Origin of the sequence: Akkermansia muciniphila (genome assembly GCF_018709685.1) — a bacterium.
Classification (GTDB): Bacteria; Verrucomicrobiota; Verrucomicrobiia; order Verrucomicrobiales; family Akkermansiaceae; genus Akkermansia; species Akkermansia muciniphila_E.
The window spans coordinates 74,193-91,982 of sequence record NZ_JABDHQ010000008.1 but is presented as its reverse complement, the minus strand read 5'-3'; the positions used below and the strand labels follow the sequence as shown (position 1 = coordinate 91,982).

At 61.4% G+C, this 17,790-nt stretch carries 15 protein-coding genes; 9 read left to right on the top strand and 6 right to left on the bottom strand.

From position 1 onward, the window contains the following. The first annotated feature begins 111 nt into the window (after window positions 1-111). Entirely contained in the window at window positions 112-2,319 is a 2,208-nt protein-coding gene (locus HHJ06_RS06980; protein ID WP_215428632.1) for a heavy metal translocating P-type ATPase, read from the top strand. A 29-nt stretch (window positions 2,320-2,348) separates the two neighbouring features. On the opposite strand, the gene recN is transcribed toward HHJ06_RS06980, so the two are convergent. Beyond that, complete coding sequence (recN, locus tag HHJ06_RS06975; protein ID WP_215428631.1) at window positions 2,349-4,007, bottom strand: DNA repair protein RecN; 1,659 nt, start codon at window positions 4,005-4,007, stop codon at window positions 2,349-2,351. A gap of 163 nt (window positions 4,008-4,170) precedes the next feature. On the opposite strand from recN, the gene HHJ06_RS06970 reads away from it, so the two are divergent. From HHJ06_RS06970 to HHJ06_RS06945, 6 genes are all read left to right on the top strand, one after another. Next, window positions 4,171-4,845, top strand: coding sequence for an MBL fold metallo-hydrolase (locus tag HHJ06_RS06970; RefSeq protein ID WP_215428630.1), 675 nt, complete (start codon window positions 4,171-4,173; stop codon window positions 4,843-4,845). Window positions 4,846-4,870: 25 nt separating this feature from the next. Continuing rightward, window positions 4,871-5,665, top strand: coding sequence for a WecB/TagA/CpsF family glycosyltransferase (locus tag HHJ06_RS06965; protein ID WP_215428629.1), 795 nt, complete (start codon window positions 4,871-4,873; stop codon window positions 5,663-5,665). Between the two features lie 156 nt (window positions 5,666-5,821). After that, complete coding sequence (locus tag HHJ06_RS06960) at window positions 5,822-6,526, top strand: MmcQ/YjbR family DNA-binding protein (RefSeq protein ID WP_215428628.1); 705 nt, start codon at window positions 5,822-5,824, stop codon at window positions 6,524-6,526. Between the two features lie 137 nt (window positions 6,527-6,663). Then, window positions 6,664-6,990 carry a hypothetical protein gene (locus HHJ06_RS06955; protein WP_215428627.1) on the top strand — a complete coding sequence of 109 codons (327 nt, stop codon included), beginning with the start codon at window positions 6,664-6,666 and terminating at the stop codon, window positions 6,988-6,990. Window positions 6,991-7,068: 78 nt separating this feature from the next. After that, window positions 7,069-7,398 (top strand): hypothetical protein, encoded by a 330-nt coding sequence (locus HHJ06_RS06950; protein WP_215428626.1) that lies wholly within the window; start codon window positions 7,069-7,071, stop codon window positions 7,396-7,398. A gap of 54 nt (window positions 7,399-7,452) precedes the next feature. Further along, complete coding sequence (locus HHJ06_RS06945) at window positions 7,453-7,674, top strand: hypothetical protein (RefSeq protein ID WP_215428625.1); 222 nt, start codon at window positions 7,453-7,455, stop codon at window positions 7,672-7,674. An 88-nt stretch (window positions 7,675-7,762) separates the two neighbouring features. Here HHJ06_RS06945 and HHJ06_RS06940 read toward each other — a convergent pair whose 3' ends face one another. From HHJ06_RS06940 to HHJ06_RS06920, 5 genes are all read right to left on the bottom strand, one after another. Beyond that, entirely contained in the window at window positions 7,763-8,626 is an 864-nt protein-coding gene (locus tag HHJ06_RS06940) for an LpxI family protein (RefSeq protein ID WP_215428624.1), read from the bottom strand. A gap of 32 nt (window positions 8,627-8,658) precedes the next feature. After that, window positions 8,659-9,927, bottom strand: coding sequence for a 2-oxo acid dehydrogenase subunit E2 (locus HHJ06_RS06935; RefSeq protein ID WP_215428623.1), 1,269 nt, complete (start codon window positions 9,925-9,927; stop codon window positions 8,659-8,661). Window positions 9,928-9,945: 18 nt separating this feature from the next. Then, complete coding sequence (locus HHJ06_RS06930) at window positions 9,946-10,920, bottom strand: alpha-ketoacid dehydrogenase subunit beta (protein ID WP_215428622.1); 975 nt, start codon at window positions 10,918-10,920, stop codon at window positions 9,946-9,948. A gap of 21 nt (window positions 10,921-10,941) precedes the next feature. After that, window positions 10,942-11,943, bottom strand: a complete 1,002-nt coding sequence (locus tag HHJ06_RS06925) for a thiamine pyrophosphate-dependent dehydrogenase E1 component subunit alpha (protein ID WP_343206607.1) — start codon at window positions 11,941-11,943, stop codon at window positions 10,942-10,944. A 196-nt stretch (window positions 11,944-12,139) separates the two neighbouring features. Beyond that, window positions 12,140-12,952 (bottom strand): MerR family DNA-binding transcriptional regulator, encoded by an 813-nt coding sequence (locus HHJ06_RS06920; protein ID WP_215428621.1) that lies wholly within the window; start codon window positions 12,950-12,952, stop codon window positions 12,140-12,142. A gap of 292 nt (window positions 12,953-13,244) precedes the next feature. Here HHJ06_RS06920 and HHJ06_RS06915 point away from each other — a divergent pair, with 292 nt between their 5' ends. Continuing rightward, window positions 13,245-14,402: an efflux RND transporter periplasmic adaptor subunit gene (locus HHJ06_RS06915; protein ID WP_215428620.1), complete on the top strand. Its 1,158-nt coding sequence runs from the start codon at window positions 13,245-13,247 to the stop codon at window positions 14,400-14,402. A gap of 6 nt (window positions 14,403-14,408) precedes the next feature. Continuing rightward, complete coding sequence (locus HHJ06_RS06910; protein WP_215428619.1) at window positions 14,409-17,513, top strand: efflux RND transporter permease subunit; 3,105 nt, start codon at window positions 14,409-14,411, stop codon at window positions 17,511-17,513. Window positions 17,514-17,790 lie beyond the last annotated feature (277 nt).

Here is a 17,790-nt window from a genome sequence, read left to right as displayed (position 1 = left end):
ACCGGATTGATGTGTTAGTGTTCTCTAACAACATGGGGCCTTTGTCTGGTTCCGCAATTTCAACCCCTGATTTTAACGATAATGGAAGAAAGGAATTATCTGGTTTCCGGCATGCACTGTGCGGGTTGCGCCGCCAAGGTGGAGCACGCCGTGGAGGAATTGGAGGGTGTGGAACGCGTTGAGCTGAATTTGCTGACGGGGCGCATGGCCGTTGTGTTCCGGGAGCATGATTCCCCGGCCAGGGACCGGTTGGCGAAGGTGGTGGAGAAAGCTGGCTTCCATCTGGCGGACTGGCGGGAAGAACCGCTTTCCGGCACTGAGGAAGAGGCCCGTGAGGAGGAAAACGGCGGTTCCCGCCTTGTCTGGTCCGTTCTGCTGCTGGTCCCGCTGATGTACCTGTCCATGGGGCCTATGTGGCATTGGCCCGTTCCGGGAGGGGGCTGGGGGCTCTGGTTGAATCTGTGGGCGCAGTGCGTCCTGGCGGGGGCGGTTTTATGGCTGAACCGGCATTATTTGATCAATGGCGTCCGCCAGCTTGCCGCGCTGTCTCCCAATATGGATTCCCTGATCGCCATCGGCGCGGGGTCCGCCTTTTTGTACGGGCTGTTTCTGTTGATTGCGGGCCTGTGGCAGGGCGCCAATGTGGACGGGATGGAGTTGTATTTTGAGTCCGCGGCCATGATCGTCACCCTCATTTCCCTGGGGAAGTATCTGGAACGCCGCTCCTACCGAAAGACGAACGCCGCCGTGAAGGGACTGGTGAAGCTGGTTCCCCAGGAAGCCCTGGTGTGGCATGACGGCGCGGAACGCGCCGTCCCGCTGGATGAACTCCGGGCCGGGGACCTGGTGGTGGTGAAGACCGGGCAGAGGATTCCGGTGGACGGCCTCATTGAGGAAGGGCAGGCCGCGCTGGACGAATCCGACCTGACGGGAGAAAGCATGCCCGTGGACAAGACGGCCGGGGACCGGGTGATCAGCGGCACGTTCAACCGCGCCGGGTATCTTAAAATCCGTGCGGAGCGCGTGGGCAGGGATTCCACGCTGGCCCGCATGATCCGCCTGGTGGAGCAGGCCAGCCAGTCCAGGGCGCCCATTGCGCGGCTGGCGGACCGGGTGTGCTATTTCTTTGTCCCCACAGTGATTGCCATTGCGCTCATTGCGTTTGTCGCATGGCTGGTGGCCGGAGAGGGCTTTTCCTTTGCCCTGGCCAGGGCGATTGCGGTGCTGGTGATCTCCTGCCCCTGCGTCCTGGGCCTCGCCACCCCGATCGCCATCATGGTGGGTACGGGGCGGGGCGCGCGCCTGGGCATCCTGTGCAAGTCCGCCAGCGCCCTTGAGGCCCTGAGCCGCGTGGATACCGTCGTCTTTGACAAGACGGGCACCCTGACGGAAGGGGAGCCCCGGGTGGTGGCCGTTCTGCCGGAACATTCCATGAATGCGGATGAACTGGTGGAGATGGCGGCGGCCCTGGAGCAGGGCTCCGAGCATCCGGTAGGTAAAGCCATTTATGACCATGCCCGGCTGCTGGACCTTCCCATACGCGCGGTGGCTGATTTGTCCATTGTCCCCGGCCGCGGCATTTCCGGTACGGTGGACGGCGTGTCTTACGCGGTGGGCAATCTCAGCTTCATGAAGGACAGGGGGATTTCATGGAGTGAGGAGGAGGCGCGCCTGCGGGAGTTCATGCGGCAGGGAGCCTCGCCGCTTTATGTGGGCAGGGAAGACCGTCCTGCCGGAGTGATCATGGTGGCGGATTCCCTGAAACCGGACAGCCGCGCGGCCGTGGACAATCTGAAGCGGATGAACCTGCGCGTGGTCATGCTGACGGGGGACAACGCCGCCACCGCCCGCCACATGGCGGGGGAACTCCACATTGATGAAGTCATTTCCGACGTGCTGCCGGATGAAAAGGCCACCCATGTGATGAAAATGGAGGAACGGGGGGACAAGGTGGCGATGGTGGGGGACGGCGTGAATGACGCCCCCGCGCTCGCCTGCGCCCGGGTAGGCATTTCCATGAAATCCGGAACGGAGCTGGCGATGGAGTCTTCCGACATCGTGCTGATGAAGAGCAATCCCGTGGGCGTGGCGGAAGCCCTTCAATTGGGCCGCTCCACGCTGCACATCATCAGGCAGAACCTCTTCTGGGCCTTCTTTTACAACATCATCGGCATTCCCCTGGCCGCCGGGTGCCTGTATCCCGCCTTCGGCCTTACGCTGAACCCCATGATTGCCGCCGGAGCCATGAGCCTGAGCTCCCTGTGCGTGGTGTTCAATTCCCTGCGGCTGCGCGGCTTCAGGCCCCGTCTGGAAAAATGAGAGGGTTTTATCCCCTTTAACGCGCCCGTTCAGGCGGGTTGAAGGAGAGCCCGGGCCAGCGTGCGCGCGTGGTCGCCTCCGCCGCCCAGCATGCGGACCAGCTCGTCTATCCGGTCTTCATGGCTCACCTCCCGCAGGCAGGAGATGGTGCGGTTGCCCGCGGAAGCCTTCTGGACCAGGTAGTGGTGGGAGGCCAGGGCCGCCACCTGCGGAAAGTGCGTGATGGAAATGACCTGGTGTCTGTTCCCGAGCTGCTGCATCTTGAAGCCCACGGCCCGCGCCACTTCACCGCCCACGTTGGCGTCTATTTCATCAAACACCAGCAGGGGGGTGGAATCCTTGTGGGCCAGCGCGCTTTTAATCGCCAGCATGATGCGGGCCAGCTCCCCGCTGGAAGCGATCAGCCGGAGAGGCTTGGAGGGTTCCCCCGGATTGGGGCCGAACAGGAATTCCACCGTTTCCATTCCCTGGGAACCGGGTTCCTGGAGGGGGGACAGGCCCACTTCAAAGACGGCCTGGCGGAAGCCCAGTTCCCGGGAATGCTTGACGATGGAGGAAGCCAGTTTGGGCGCGGAGGCCTGCCGCGCCCTGGTCAGGGCCTGTCCGGCGGCGTCCACCTGCTTGCGCAGAACGGCCATGGAGGCCCTCAGTTCTTCCAGGCGCTCCGTGCGGTGTTCGATGCGGTCCAGGCGGTGGGCCGCCTCCTCCCTGCGGGCGCAGACGTCTTCAAAGGAAGGGCCGTATTTCATTTTCAGGGATTCCAGCAGGTTGATGCGTTCCTCCAGCTGGAAAAGTTCCCGGGGATCGGAATCCAGCTCGGAGGAATAATCCGCCAGGCGCCCCTCGATCTCCTTGAGCTCCAGATTCACTTCCGCCAGCGGAGCCAGCCACGCGGCGGTGGAGGCGTCCATGCGTTCCAGTTCATGGGCCGCCCTGGTCAGTTCCCTCAACTGGGAGGCCAGGCCGGGAACGTCCGTTTCCTCCAGCATGGCAAGCATTCTGGAAACCTGTTCCTGGAGCCTGGTGCCGTTGCGGGCGCGCTGCCAGCGTTCCTCCAGCGTGGGCACTTCCTCCGGCGTGAAGGCGGCGGCGTCTATCTCGTCCACCTGGTGGCGCAGCAATTCTATTTCCCGCGCCGTGGCCGCTTCCGCGTGTTCCAGGTCGTCATACGCCCGGCGCGCGTCCTGCCACTGCCGCCAGGCGTCCGCATAGGCGTGCACCAGGGGGGCGTGTTCCCCGAAGGCGTCCAGCAGGGAAAGCTGCCTTTCCTGGGAGATCAGGGAGCGGTGGTCGCTGGGGCCGTGCATGTCCACTAGGCAGGCGCCCGCCTCCCGCAGCAGGTTCAGGGTGCACGGGCTGTCGTTCAGGAACTGGCGGTTGGCCGTGGAGGAAATAATGCGCTTGATGATCAGGTTGCCGTCTTCGCAGGGCGGCACGCCGTGTTCATTCAGGATGGCGTGCACCGGGGAGGAGTCCGGCAGGTGGAAGACGGCTTCCACGCTGCATTGCTGTTCTCCGGACCGGATAAGCGTCTTGTCCGCGCGTTCCCCCAGCGCCAGGCGTATGGCGCCGATGATGACGGATTTCCCTGCTCCCGTTTCCCCCGTGATGCAGATGAAGCCGGAACTGGGTTCCCAGAGCAGCTGGTCCACGAGGGCCAGGTTTCTAATTTTCAGCAATGTAAGCATTCGGGCTTTGGATTTTGAATGCATTATGGCATCATTCGCTCTAAACGCAATCATGACCTCTGTGATGAACATTCTCTTTCTGGGTACCGGGACATCCACCGGAGTTCCCCAGATAGGTTGCTCCTGTGCGGTCTGCACATCGCCGGATCCCAGGAACAAGCGGTTGCGTTCCTCAATTTACGTGGAAGCCGCGGGCACCCGCATTCTGCTGGATTCCTCCCCGGACCTGCGCCAGCAGGCCCTGCGGGAAAACATTACGGACGTGGATGCCGTGCTGTACACGCACGCCCATGTGGACCATGTGGGCGGGTTTGACGATCTGCGCGCCTTCTGCTGGCGCAGGTCCGGCGGCCTGCCCCTGTATGCCTCCCCGCAGACGATGGAGGCCCTGCGGACCATGTACGGCTGGGCGTTTGAACCGAAAACGGCCCGGAGCGGCTACGTCAGGCCGGAACCTCACGAGGTGGCGGAGCCGTTCCGCGTGGGCGGTGTTCTGGTGACGCCTCTTCCCGTCATGCATGCCGGGGTGGAGACTTATGCCTACGTGCTGGAGGCGGAAGGGCAGCGGCTGGCGTACATGCCGGATGTGAAAAGCATTCCGGAGGCCTCCCTGGAAGCCATGAAAGGGGTGGACCTGCTGATTATTGACGGCTTGCGCTACCATCTGCACCCCACGCACCTGTGCCTGGAGGAATCCCTGGCCGCCATTGCCGCCATCCGGCCCCGGCGCGCCGTGCTGACCCACATGTCCCATGACATGGATTACCATATTCTTTCCGGCAAACTGCCGGAGAACGTTATTCCGGCTTATGACGGCCTGAGGCTGTCCCTGCCGTAATTTCCTCTTTCATTCCCATCAGGCCATGACTCCTCCAAACGATCCTGACCAGCCCGGCGGACGGATTCCGTGCGAGACCAGGAAGGTGTTCGGCTTTCCCGTGGCTGTCAGTTCCGTGGAGGAAATGAGCCGCGTCCTGGCGGAGCATGCGCGGGAAGCGCAGGTCCCGTGCCTGGTCGCCGCCGCGGATGTGCACGTGATGACCCTCGGCGTGCACGACCCGGATTACGGAGCCGTGCTGGAAAAGATGGACGTAGTTTGCCCGGACGGAATGCCCGTGGTGTGGAAGCTGAACCGGGGGCTTTCCGCCGGAGAAAGGGCCGCGGAACGCGTAAGCGGGCCGGATTTGATGGAAGCGCTGGTCAGGGCGAATGCCGCTTATCCGGAGCTGCGCCATTTTCTGCTGGGCGGGGATGAAGAAATGCTGGAAGTTCTGGCCGCCGTCTTAAAGGAGAAGCATCCCGCTTTTCATCTGGCCGGCGTCTATTCCCCGCCCTTCCGTTCCTGGACGGAGGAAGACCGGAAGGCCATGAGGGAGGCCGTCGCTTCAAGCGGGGCCAATGTGGTCTGGGTGGGCCTGGGCTGTCCCAAGCAGGAACGGTGGATGGCGGAGCAGAAGGGACTGCTGCCCCCGGCGGTTTATGTAGGCGTGGGCGCGGCGTTCGCCTTCCATGCCGGAACGGTGAAACGCGCTCCCCGCTGGATGCAGAGGAACGGCCTGGAATGGCTGTACCGCATTTACCGGGAGCCGGGAAGACTGCTCAAGCGGTACGTGAAGCATAACAGCCTGTTTGTGTGGTACCTGCTGACGGGACGGTAAAGCCTTTTCCGGTGCGTGCCCGGACAGGAGGCGCAGGTTTTTTGGCTTGTACCGTTCTTGTGCGGTTTTATCATGGCTTCTCCCGGTCCTGCACGTCCGCAAGGGGTGCGGGTGACGTTTCTCCATTCCTGCGCCGCCTTCAACTCCATTTCTCCTATGTTCTTTCACCGCATTCCCCGGAAAACCTGGTATGAAAAAGCCGTGGAGCGCGTTTTCAGAGACAGGAAACTGTGTGAGGAAAAGCTGCTCCCCTTCGGCTGCGTTCGCGGAGAAAACGGTTTTCTGTACCGGACAAAACTGCTGAATGGCCGCCGCCGCATGGAATTTGAAATACACGCGGACGGTTCCGTCTGCGTGGCAATGCATGATGCAGACGGGAGGGACATCCGTCATTCAGCCCGGGAGGCGGCAGACAAGTTGCAGGAAAGGGCGCTCCGGAGGGAATATGAGGAAGAACTGTGGCATGTGGCTGAATGCTGCTTTGAGCCTGATTTCTTCCACGGCGATCCTGCCCGCAGCCTCGTCGCTCACGTCCGGGAGGTTTACGGGGACAAACTGGAATTCCTGTGGCGCAAGTCGCCGGGGAGCGCCATTGTGCGCCGGAAGGACACGGAAAAATGGTATGCCGTTTTTCTGGCTGTGCCGCGGCTGAAGCTGGGCGGCAGTTCCAAAGAGAGGGTTGAGGTGCTGAATTTGCGGGTTTGTCCCGGAGAGCTTGACGGCCTTGTGGACCATCGCAGCCGTTTTCCGGCCTACCATATGAATAAGAAAAGCTGGGTGAGCCTTTGTCTGGACAGGACCATTCCCTTTGAAGAACTGGCCGCACGCCTGGAGGCCAGCCACCGTCTTGCCGGAAAGTGAATGCCGTTTCCGGCGGTTTCCCGGACGGCTTATATTCTCCGCCCCCGGAATCCATCCGGAATATGGCGGCGGAGTTCGCGGATGGAAGGGAGGACGGGGCTCTTGACCCGGAAGGGGGCCGGGCCTACAGTGGGGGCATGAACGTTGAAGAAAAGGCGCTGTCCACCTTCCGCACGGAACCCTGGCGCCACAACTGCGCCCAGGCCGTTTGCGCGGCGCTGGGAAGGGAGGATTTGCTGGAAGCCGTCTCCGCGTGCGGCACGGGAAGAGCGCCTGACGGGGTATGCGGCGCCTTGTATGGAGCCCTCCTGTGCACGCCCGTGCAGTCAAGGGAGGAGCTGAAGCGGCGGTTTGTGGAAAAGCTGGGTTATTCCCATTGCAGGGAGCTGAAAAAAGAAGGCCGCGTTCCGTGCCGGGACTGCGTTGCTTCTGCCGCGTTTATGGCTTTTGATTTGCAGGAGTGAACGCAGAATGACACGACTGTATTCATAGTTTTTCATGAAGAAAGGGTCTATTGGAATGAATCCAAATAGAACAACGTCATGAAAAAATTGATATATGCTATAGCAGCGGTAGCCGTTGCAGTTCCCGTCGTGGCCCTGGCCCAAAGCGCTTGTAACAGCGGTTCCTGCACCAAGGGTGACAAGGACATGGCCGAAGCCAAGGACCACATGAAAAAGGGCGCCAAAGCCGCCAAGGATGCCGCTTCTGAAAAAATGAAGGAAGGCAAGGAAGCGATGAAGGGCGCTTACGAAAGAAGCAAGGAAGCCGTCAAGGATACTTACCAGGACAGCAAGGAAGCCGTGGACCATGCGGCTGACAGGGCTGCCGATAAGGCCGAAGCCATTGGCGACGCTGCGAAAAACGGTTAATTCAAACGATAAAAAACAAACCATTTAATTATTATGTGTAACTCCAAAGATCATATGAACCATATGCATGAAGGCTGCGGTTGCTCCAAAGATGCCGCTTCCGGAAAAATGGAAGAAGACAAGCAGGCAATGAAGGATGCCGCTTCCGGAAAGATGGAAGAGGGCAAGCAGGCGATGAAGGATGCCTACGAAAAGGGCAAGGAAGGCGTCAAGGATATGGCTTCCGGTGTAAGTGACAAGACCAAATCCATGATGCACAAGGACAAAGACGCTTAATTCCGGCGAGTGAATAAGCCGTTTTTTATTCTGCATCCCGTATGCGGAATGATTTCCCCTTGTCCGGGTTTCCCGGGCAGGGGGATTTCTATGAAGGCTGGTTTGCCGGAGGAGGGGCGCCTTCTTCCGGAAGCTGGAGGGCGTGCAGGCTGATCTTATGCTTCTTGCACAGCTGCTCCACCCGGTCCCGTTCCAGCAGGATGGTTTTTCCCGCTTCCAGGGCGATTTGCCTGATGCCGCATTCCGCGCACGTCTGAATGGTGACGGGGCCGACGGTGGGTATGTCAAAGCGCATATCATGCCCCAGGCGGGCTACTTTGGCCAGCGTGGCGGGTTTGCCGTTGCCCAGCTCGCCGCCGCGGCGGATGCAGTTGTTGGTGCCTTCAATGGCTTCCACGGCCACCACGGTGCCATGGTGCACGATGACGGACTGGCCGATGTGGAGGCGCGTGATTTCCTTGGCCATCTGCATGCCGAAGACGGCATCCTCCCATTGTTCGGGCGTGGGCCGCGGTCCGGCGATGTGGCCCGGCTGCGGCATGTGCTCTTCCATGTACGTGAAGGCGGGCAGGATGGTGAAGCCTTCCTTTTCCGCCTCCGTGATGACGGCTCCCAGCAGGGAATCCGCGTTTTTCTCCGGCATGCGCATCAGCACGGAAAGGGCGCGCAGGTCCGGACGGAGGGAAAGAATATTCTTGGGGTTGATGCCTCCGGCCATGATGACGTTCTGCACGCCGTGCTTTTTCAGGAAGGAGAACGGCTTGGTGAGCTGCCCCACGCTGAACTCCCGGTAAACGTCGCACAGGGGGATGACGGCGGGATTGGTCTCCCCCTTGAAACCCACGGCCACAATGCGCAGCTCCGGCGTCCGGCGGCGCGCCCCCCGGACAATGTATTCCGGGTAGAGGCCGTCTCCGGCTACCAGGCCTAATACGGGCGGGTTGGTCGTCATGCGGCGTGAAGCGTGCGGGAACGGGAGGCTGGTTACAGGTATTCCGGGCGCTGGAGAAGTTCCGACACGCGCATGAGCAGGCGGCCGATGTCCGCGCCGTCCACCACGCGGTGGTCCCCCGTAGCCACGATGTTGGCCTTGGAAATGGGAATGAACGCCTCCACCTCGTCGCTCCAGACCGGAGTCTTGGTGACGGCCCCCACCCCCAGGATGAGGGATTCGCTGGGCATGGGCATGGGCGCGGCAAACGTGAGGCCGAAGCCGCCGAAGTTGGTGACCGTGGCGATGCCGCCCGTGCTGTCTTCCGGCGCCAGCCTGCGGCGGCGCGCCTGGGCGATCAGCCGGTTGTAGTCCTCCAGCAGCTCTTCCATCGTCCGTTCGTTCACGCGGCGGAGCACGGGTACCATGACTCCGTCCGCCACCTGCGCGGCGATGCCGATGTCAATGGTCTTGGGAGAGAGGATGTTTTCCCCTACCAGGTAGCCGGCGCATTCCGGGCTTTCCGCCAGGGCCAGGGCCAGGGCGCGGGCAAAGTACAGGGTGATGCCGGGCCGCAGCGGGGAATGCTGCCTGTGCTTGATGAGGGGGTCCATGAAGACCGGGCGCCCGGCGGAGGCCAGGGGGCGCGTCCAGCTCCGGCGCATGGCGTCCGCCACGGCCAGCCGCATGGAGGAGGCCTTGCGGTGCGGCCACTGGCTTACGTATTCCAGGAATTCTTCCAGATCGTCAATGGTGACGCGGCCTCCGGCTCCGGAGCCGGAAATGAAGGCAATGTCCGAGGCGCTCATGCCCAGTTCATCCATGCGCGCCTTCATGCGCGGGGACATGTAATGCGCGCCCTTCATGCCGGCGGGCACCGGAAGGCCGCGCACGCTGGGCTGGACTTTCAGGTCCGTGCCGTTTTCCTGGTAGGATTCCCCCGTCACGCCGAAGTGCACCCCGGCGGGCTTGTCCTCCTGGCTGGCTGGGGCGGGCACGGGCTGGGGCACGGATTCCGGACTGGCCGGAAGGGAAGGCGATTCACCGGCGGGGGTGGCCCCGGAACGCTCAATCTCCTCCTCCGTGGCGTCAATCATGGCCATGCAGGCGCCGACCACGACGGATTCCCCTTCCTTGATAAACACTTCGCTCAGGACGCCGCCGCACATGGTGGTGACGCCCATGGTGGCCTTGTTGGTCTCTACCTCAAAGATTTCCTGGTCGGCTTCTACGGTGGCGCCCTGGGCCGCCAGCAGGCGCAGCACGGTGGCTTCCGCAATGGAATCCCCGAGCTGGGGCATCAGAATGGGTACTTTAGGCATGGTGGAAACTGGGTTGTATCAGATGGATAAAAGGTGACGGATGGAGGCCGCAATGGATTCCATCGTGGGGCGGTGGGCCTTCCAGAGGTTGGGGTGCTGGGGAATGGGGGTGTCCTTGGCGTTGAGCCGCTGGGGCGGGGCGTCCAGCAGATGGAACCCCTCCGCCACAATGCGGGAAACCACTTCCGCCGTGACGCCTCCCCACGGGAAGTCTTCCCCGATGACCAGGACGCGCCCGGTGCGCGCTACGGAGGCGATGACGGTATCCATGTCCAGCGGGCGCACCGTGCGGAGGTCCACTACTTCCACTTCATAACCGCTCTCCTTGGCGAGCAGGTCCGCCGCGCGCACGGCTTCCGGCACCATGGCGCTGTACGCCACTACGGTGGCGTGCTTCCCGGTGCGGGCGATGCGGGCCATGCCGAAGGGGACGACCGGGGCTTCCCGGTAGTTGTCCTCCGCCTTCAGCCAGCGGTACAGGAACTTGTGCTCCAGAAAGATGACGGGATCAGGCACTTCCACGGCCTGGCGCAGCATCCAGTAGGCATCAGCCACGGTGGCCGGGGTCATCACGTGCAGGCCCGGATAATGGGCGAACAGGGCTTCCAGGCTCTGGCTGTGGAAGGGGCCCGTGCCGGGCGTTCCGCCGCAGGGCAGGCGTACCGTGATATTGGCCGGAATGCCCGTGCGGTAGTAATGGGTGGCCGCCATGTTGACGATCTGGTTGAAAGCGATGGTGCTGAAATCCGCAAACTGGACTTCCATAATGGGCTTCTTGCCCATGACGGCGGCCCCGGTGACCATGCCGGCCATGGCGTCCTCACTGATGGGAGCGTCAATCACCCGGTCCGGGAACAGCTCCTTGAGGCCCTTGGTCGCTTTGAAAGCGCCGCCGAAAACGCCTATGTCCTGTCCGTACAGGAAAACGTCCTTGTCTTCCGTCAGCAGGTCTTTCTGGGCGTCGTGAATGGCATCAATGTATGTTACGCTCATGGGAATATTCCGTTTGCAGGCTTAATAAGGTCTCCATACCGTGGCGTTCCAGTCTTCCCGGAAGGGGTCCGGTTCCGGCTCCCGCTGGGCGGTAGCCACGGCCAGCTGCACTTCATCTGCATACTGCTTTTTCAGGTCCGCCACTTCTTCCGGCGTCAGCCACCCGGCTTCCAGAAGCTGGCGCTCCGCAATAACCACGGGGTCTTTCTTGTTATACTCTTCCTTCAGCTCCCGGGGGATGTAGGAGGCGTCGTCATGTTCGCCGTGGCCGCACATGCGCAGGGTCTTGGCAAGCACCCACTGGGGGCCCAGGCCTTTCCTCGCGTTGCTGACGGCGGCGTGGAACGTCTCCAGCGTGGCCATGAAGTCCGTGCCGTCCGTTTCATGCACGGTGAAGCCGTAGCCGCGGCCCCTGTCCGCCAGGGAGGCTTCCCCGAATTCCCGGACATTGGGCGTGGAATAGGCAAATTGATTGTTGGTCACTACGAGCACCAGCGGCAGTTGTTCCACGTTCGCCATGTTGGCCGCTTCATGGAAGGCCCCGGTGGAGGTGGTGCCGTCTCCGCAGAAAGCTACGCCCACGGGGCCGGGCAGCTTGCCGTCCAGGCGCTTGGCGAACAGGCAGCCGATGACGAAGGCAACCGTGCTGCCCAGATGGCTGATGGGGGCCATGTACCCTTCCGCGGGGAGCCCGCGGTGCACGTTCCCGTCCCGTCCCTTCATGTAGCCCAGGGCGGAGCCCAGGTAGGAGCGCGCCGCTTCAATAATCGGTTCCCCCCAGGTGATGCGCGCCGCCTGTTCCCGGATGAACGGGGCGATCACATCATACCCGGAAGTCAGGAAAACGCCTCCGCAGGCGGCAATCGCTTCATGGCCGCGGCCCAGGTAAACGCCGCCCGTGATTTTGCCCGCTTTATACAGGCTGGAAATTTTTGTGTCAAAAGCCCGCGCCAGCAACATGGCCTTGTAAGCCTTGACGGCGCTTTCCTTCAGGTCCGGTTGTTTAGTGTCGCAATGTGCCACCCCATTATTTTATATGCTGAATGGGGAAATGCAATGCCATTTCATGAAACTTCCGGAGACTCCGTGCCAGTGAGCCTGAACGGGCGTTCCGGCTCTCCCGCAGGGCGGCAGGAGCGCGGACCGGGAACCCCGGATGCCAAGGCCGCGTTTTTACATCTCCTTAACCCGTTGCCTGTTCCGGGAGAATCCTTCCGTTTCACTTCTCTTCCGGGGGGAGGGAGCACCTCAGTTCGAATTTGGGGTGCGCCACATCGTAATCTCCGGAAAACAACTCCGTTTCCATGATGATTTTATCATACCCCCGTGCGAAAAGTTCCGGAAAGACAAGGGGGGCTTTCCCGATGCCGCTTTCCTGCGTGATGGCGCAGAGGAAGGCGGCTGCCGGAAGGCGCATGATTTCCTTCAGCTGCCGGGCGTCTTTCTTTGTCGCTTCCACCTCCACGTACAGGAACTGTTCCGTTCCGGAGCTCCGGTGGAAGGAAAGGAGGCCGGCTTCCGCGCCCAGGCGCAGCTCATTGCGGCTGATGTCATGGAACATCCGGGTGATCAGGATATTGTAATCCGGACTGTGCTGTTTTCCGGCATACGGTACCGCCCAGCAGTATTTTTCCGGCAGCGCGTGGACGGTCTGCCCCTCGCTGTACTGAAAGCCTTCCATCCGGTCCATCTGCTTCTGGAATTTTTCCAGCAGGTGCAGTTTCTCCTGAATGTCCCTGATCTTCTGGTGCGCCAGCATGGTGCCGTGGGAAATCAGTTTCTTGTAGTGGATCCTCTGCTGGTCCTTGGTCAGAAAGGTGGTGAACTCCTTCAGGGGAATGTCCAGAAAGATACAGGCGCGGATGGCGTCCACCACAGGAATCTGGGAAAGGGTGTAATAGCGGTACCCGGTATCCGGGTCCGTATGGGCCGGGCGCAGAATGCCCAGCTGCTCATAATACCGGAGGGATTTGATGTGCACGCCGGTCTGCTTGGACAGGCTGCCGATGGTGAGTAAATTCTGCTTGTCCATCCTGTATCGCGGTTGGAGGGAAACGGATTCCTTTCTTCAGGAGCATTCCCTCAGGAACGGCCTCCGCATGTAAAAGAAATCTTTATGAAGACGAAATCTCTGTGTCTTCATTTAATTTGTTCTGTCAATGGCTTACAGCAAATGATAAAAAGCCGTCCCTCTTAATCTTTTCATTACCTCTTGACTCTCCCATTATGGGATACTTTACATCATATGGCAATTGAAAAATCTCCGGTCTTGTCGGAAATGCGGTTCCGGGATCTCTTGAGGCTTAATTACAGTATTATTGCTTATGAAAACGACTTGTCTCCTCTTTCTCTGCTCCTCTCTCCTGGCGGTTCTGTCCTCCTGCCGCCAGGGGGATGAAAACCAGGCCGCGGGGCCTCCCACAGGCATGGTGCCGGAAGTGGCCGTGCTGACGGCCCGCGGCACGCAGGTTCCCGTAACCGTTAATCTTCCCGGCCGCATGGAGGCCTACCTGCAGGCGGAAGTCCGCGCCCGCGTGACCGGAATCATTCAGGAACGCTGCTACCAGGAAGGGCAGACGGTCCGGCCCGGCGATCTTCTCTTCAAGATAGACCCCGCTCCTCTTCAAGCTGTTCTGGATGAATGCAAGGCTACGGTGGCCCGCGCCAGGGCAGTGCTGGCGGATGCGGAGGACAAGGCCGCGCGCTACTCCTCCCTCGTCGCCAAAGGCGCCGTCAGCGTGCGCGAGCACAAGCAGGCCAGGGCGGAGGAAGACCGCGCCAGGGCGGAATACGCCGCCGCCGCCGCATCCCTGGAGCAGGCGCGCCTGAATCTGGAATACACCCGGGTGGAGGCTCCCATCTCCGGACGCGTGCGCCGCGCGCTGGTGACGGAAGGGGCGTTCGCCAACCAGAATGAATTCACGCACCTGACCACCATTGAGCAGATAGACCCCATTTACGTGCGCTTCTCCCAGCCGGCCACCCAGTACAGCAGCCTGCGCCGGGCCGTGGTGTCCGGCCTGTGGAAGGGGGTGCCGCTGGAGGACATCAAGGTGCGCCTGCTGCTCTCCAACGGGGAGGAATACCCCCACTCCGGCAAGATCATTTTTTCCGACATGGCGGTGGACCCGAATACGGATACCATTGAAATGCGCGCCCAGTTCCCCAATCCGGACTATGAGCTTCTGCCCGGAGCCTATGTGCGCGTGGTGTTTGACAAGGCGGTGCGCGACAACGTGTTCGCCATTCCCCGTGACGCCGTCATCCGCACCGCGCAGGGCGCCTCCGTCTTTGTGATGGGGCCGGACGGCGTGCTGGAAATGCGCCCCGTCAAGGCGGATACGCTGAATGGCCGGGAATGGCTGGTTTCCGAAGGCCTCAAGGACGGGGACAAGGTGGTGGTCAGCCACATCATGTCCCTCAGGCCCGGCATGCAGGTCCGCGCCGCCGCTCCCCAGCCGCAATCCAACTCCCAGCAATAAACCGCCATGCCTGACTTCTTCATACGCCGCCCCATTTTCGCGTGGGTAGTAGCCCTGCTGATTTCCCTGATCGGGCTGCTGGCTATTCCCAGCCTGCCTATTGCCCAGTATCCGGACATCGCTCCGCCGGTCATCTCCCTGCGCACCACGTATCCGGGGGCTTCCGCCCAGGACACGGAAGAAGCCGTCACCGCCGTCATTGAAAGGGAAATCAATGGCGCGCCGGGACTCCTGTACATGTCCGCCAGCAGCAGCTCCAGCGGCATGGTGGAAATCATCGCCACCTTTGAGCAGGGGACGGACCCGGACATTGCCGCCGTGGAAGTCCAGAACCGCCTGAAAATCGTGGAATCCCGCCTGCCGGAATCCGTCCGGAGGGAAGGGGTGTTCGTGGAAAAATCCTCCAACAACATTCAGGCGATGATCTCCCTTTCCTCCACGGGGGCCCTGAATGATACGGAGCTGGGGGAATGGGCCTCCGCCCGCATCATCCCGGAACTGAAGCGCGTGAAGGGCGTCGGGCGCGTGGAGCTGTTCGGCGCTGAAACGTCCATGCGCATCTGGCCTGATCCGGAGAAGCTGGAAGCGCTGGGGCTCACGCCCACGGACATTGTGACCGCCGTGGCCGCCCAGAGCGAGCGCATCATCATCGGCGACATTGGCGGAGCGGCGGTTTCCGACTCCGCCCCCATCAATGCCACCGTGGTGGCGGAGGAAGCCTTCCGCACGCCGGAGGAATTCGCCTCCATTGCCCTGAGGACTCTTTCAGACGGTTCTTCCGTCAAGCTGGGGGACGTGGCGCGGGTGGAGCTGGGCGCCAACAGCTACGCGTTCTTCTCCCGTTGCAACGGGCAGACTGCCACCGGCATGGCCATCAAGATGGCTCCGGGCTCCAACGCCGTGGAAACCATGGGCCTGCTCAAGGCCAAGATGGACGAACTCGCCCGGGATTTTCCTGCCGGGGTCTCCTACCAGATTCCGTATGAAACCACCCATTTCGTGGAAATCTCCATCCAGAAGGTCATCTCCACCCTGGTGGAAGCCATTATCCTGGTATTCCTGGTCATGTTCCTGTTCCTCCAGAACTTCCGGGCCACCCTCATCCCGACGCTCGTCGTTCCCGTCGCCCTGCTGGGAACCTTTGCCGTGATGTGGCTCTCCGGCTTCTCCATCAACATGCTTACCATGTTCGGCATGGTGCTCAGCATCGGCATTCTGGTGGATGACGCCATTGTGGTGGTGGAAAACGTGGAGCGCATCATGATGGAGGAAGGGCTGGATGCCCGGCGCGCTACGGTCAAGGCCATGAAGCAGATCGGCGGCGCCATCGTGGGCATCACCACCGTGCTGGTGGCGGTCTTCGTCCCCATGGCGTTCTTCAGCGGGGCAGTGGGCAACATCTACCGCCAGTTTGCCGTAACGCTCATTGTCTCCATCTCCTTCTCCGCCTTCCTGGCCCTTTCCCTGACTCCGGCGCTTTGCGCCGCCATGCTGAAAGCTTCCTCCGTGGAGCACCAGGAGAAGAAGGGGTTCTTCGGATGGTTCAACAGGACAATCCACCGGTCCACGGACCGGTACGGCAGCGCCGTGACCGGAATTATCAAGCGCCCCGTGCGCTCCCTGTTCCTGTATGTGCTCATCATTGCGGGGGCCGGGTACCTGTACATGACGCTCCCCACCTCCTTCCTGCCGGAAGAAGACCAGGGCAACTTCATGACGATGGTGGCCCTTCCTGCCGGAACGCTCCAGGAGGAGACGAGCACCCGTCTGCGCGAGGTGGAGGACTACCTGATGAAACATGAACCCGTGGAATACGCCTACTCCGTGGGCGGCTTCAGCTTCATGGGCTCCGGCACCAACATGGGCATCCTGTTCATCGGCCTGAAAAAATGGGATGAACGCACCGGGCCGGGCAACTCCGCCCAGGAAATCATTGACCGCGTCAACATGCGCTTTGCCGGGGACCGCCAGATGCTCGTCATGGCCCTGAACATGCCCGCTCTGCCGGAACTGGGCAACACCTCCGGGTTTGACTTCCGCCTTCAGGACAGGGGCGGCCTGGGCTATGACCGTCTGGTGGAAGCCCGTGACGAACTTCTGGCCCGCGCCAATGCGGACCCCAACCTGGCGGGCGTTTATTTCTCCGGCCAGGCGGACACGCCGCGCCTGCACGTCTCCATTGACCGGGAAAAAGCCTTCTCCATGGGGGTGCCCATCACGGAAATCAGCAACTCGCTGGCCGTCATGTTCGGGTCCAGCTACGTGGGGGACTTCATGCACGGCAGCCAGGTGCGCCGCGTCATTGTCCAGGCGGACGGGAAAAGCCGCCTGAACGGCAATGACATTGAAGACCTGCATGTGCGCAATGACCAGGGGAAGCTGCTGCCCCTCTCCTCCTTCGTCCGGTTGGACTGGACGGCGGGCCCCCCCCAGCTCACGCGCTACAACAACTATCCCTCCTTCACGATCAACGGCTCCGCTGCGCCCGGCAAAAGCAGCGGAGACGCCATGAAGGCCCTGGAACGGATTACCGCCTCCCTGCCGCAGGGCGTAGGCTTTGAATGGACGGGGCAGTCTTATGAAGAACAGCTGGCAGGCTCCCAGGCCACCCTGCTGTTCTCCCTGTCCATCCTGATTGTCTTCCTGGTGCTGGCGGCGCTCTATGAAAGCTGGTCCATTCCGCTGGCCGTGATCCTGGTGGTGCCCCTGGGCCTGCTCGGGGCCCTGCTGGCCGTTTTCCTGCGCGACATGCCCAATGACATCTACTTCAAGGTGGGCCTGATCACGACCATCGGCCTTTCCGCCAAGAATGCCATCCTCATTGTAGAAGTGGCCAAGGAATTCTACCGGGAGGGAATGGGCGTGATGGAAGCTACCGTGACCGCCGCCAAGCTGCGCCTGAGGCCCATCCTTATGACCTCCCTGGCGTTCGGCGCCGGGGTGGTTCCGCTGGCCTTCGCCCACGGGGCGGCGGCGGGCGCGCAGCGCGCCGTAGGCACGGGGGTGCTGGGCGGCATCATTACGGCCACCCTGCTGGCGATCTTCCTGGTTCCCCTCTTCTTCCGCCTGACGGCAGGAAAGAGGAAAACGGACCAACCGGAAGAAGCATAGGGCAGGATTCCAGCTGCGGAAAACTTTTCTTGAAAGCTGCCGGAATAGAGATGCCGGAGCACGCTTATTTTCCTCCATGCAAAGGCCGCGGGAGGATTATTGACAGGTATATTGTTATCCGCTGTTAAGGCTGAGTCTTGACCGGGAGAGCCTTAAAAATATCCCATTCATCTCAAAAAAATGCGCTTCTCAAAAAAGACCAGAAGTAGAGTAGCCCATCTCTGTCTTGTGGGGGGGTGGGTGGTAACGTTTTAATTATTAATATATTAGGTTATTC

Excerpts from the sequence above, each read along its gene's own strand:
- HHJ06_RS06960 (WP_215428628.1), top strand. The coding sequence starts at position 5,822 with ATGTTCTTTCACCGCATTCCCCGGAAAACCTGGTATGAAAAAGCCGTG.
- HHJ06_RS06930 (WP_215428622.1), bottom strand. The coding sequence starts at position 10,920 with ATGAGCGTAACATACATTGATGCCATTCACGACGCCCAGAAAGACCTG.
- HHJ06_RS06950 (WP_215428626.1), top strand. The coding sequence starts at position 7,069 with ATGAAAAAATTGATATATGCTATAGCAGCGGTAGCCGTTGCAGTTCCC.
- HHJ06_RS06980 (WP_215428632.1), top strand. The coding sequence starts at position 112 with ATGCACTGTGCGGGTTGCGCCGCCAAGGTGGAGCACGCCGTGGAGGAA.
- HHJ06_RS06945 (WP_215428625.1), top strand. The coding sequence starts at position 7,453 with ATGAACCATATGCATGAAGGCTGCGGTTGCTCCAAAGATGCCGCTTCC.
- HHJ06_RS06920 (WP_215428621.1), bottom strand. The coding sequence starts at position 12,952 with ATGGACAAGCAGAATTTACTCACCATCGGCAGCCTGTCCAAGCAGACC.
- HHJ06_RS06965 (WP_215428629.1), top strand. The coding sequence starts at position 4,871 with ATGACTCCTCCAAACGATCCTGACCAGCCCGGCGGACGGATTCCGTGC.
- recN (WP_215428631.1), bottom strand. The coding sequence starts at position 4,007 with ATGCTTACATTGCTGAAAATTAGAAACCTGGCCCTCGTGGACCAGCTG.
- HHJ06_RS06955 (WP_215428627.1), top strand. The coding sequence starts at position 6,664 with ATGAACGTTGAAGAAAAGGCGCTGTCCACCTTCCGCACGGAACCCTGG.
- HHJ06_RS06910 (WP_215428619.1), top strand. The coding sequence starts at position 14,409 with ATGCCTGACTTCTTCATACGCCGCCCCATTTTCGCGTGGGTAGTAGCC.
- HHJ06_RS06940 (WP_215428624.1), bottom strand. The coding sequence starts at position 8,626 with ATGACGACCAACCCGCCCGTATTAGGCCTGGTAGCCGGAGACGGCCTC.
- HHJ06_RS06915 (WP_215428620.1), top strand. The coding sequence starts at position 13,245 with ATGAAAACGACTTGTCTCCTCTTTCTCTGCTCCTCTCTCCTGGCGGTT.
- HHJ06_RS06935 (WP_215428623.1), bottom strand. The coding sequence starts at position 9,927 with ATGCCTAAAGTACCCATTCTGATGCCCCAGCTCGGGGATTCCATTGCG.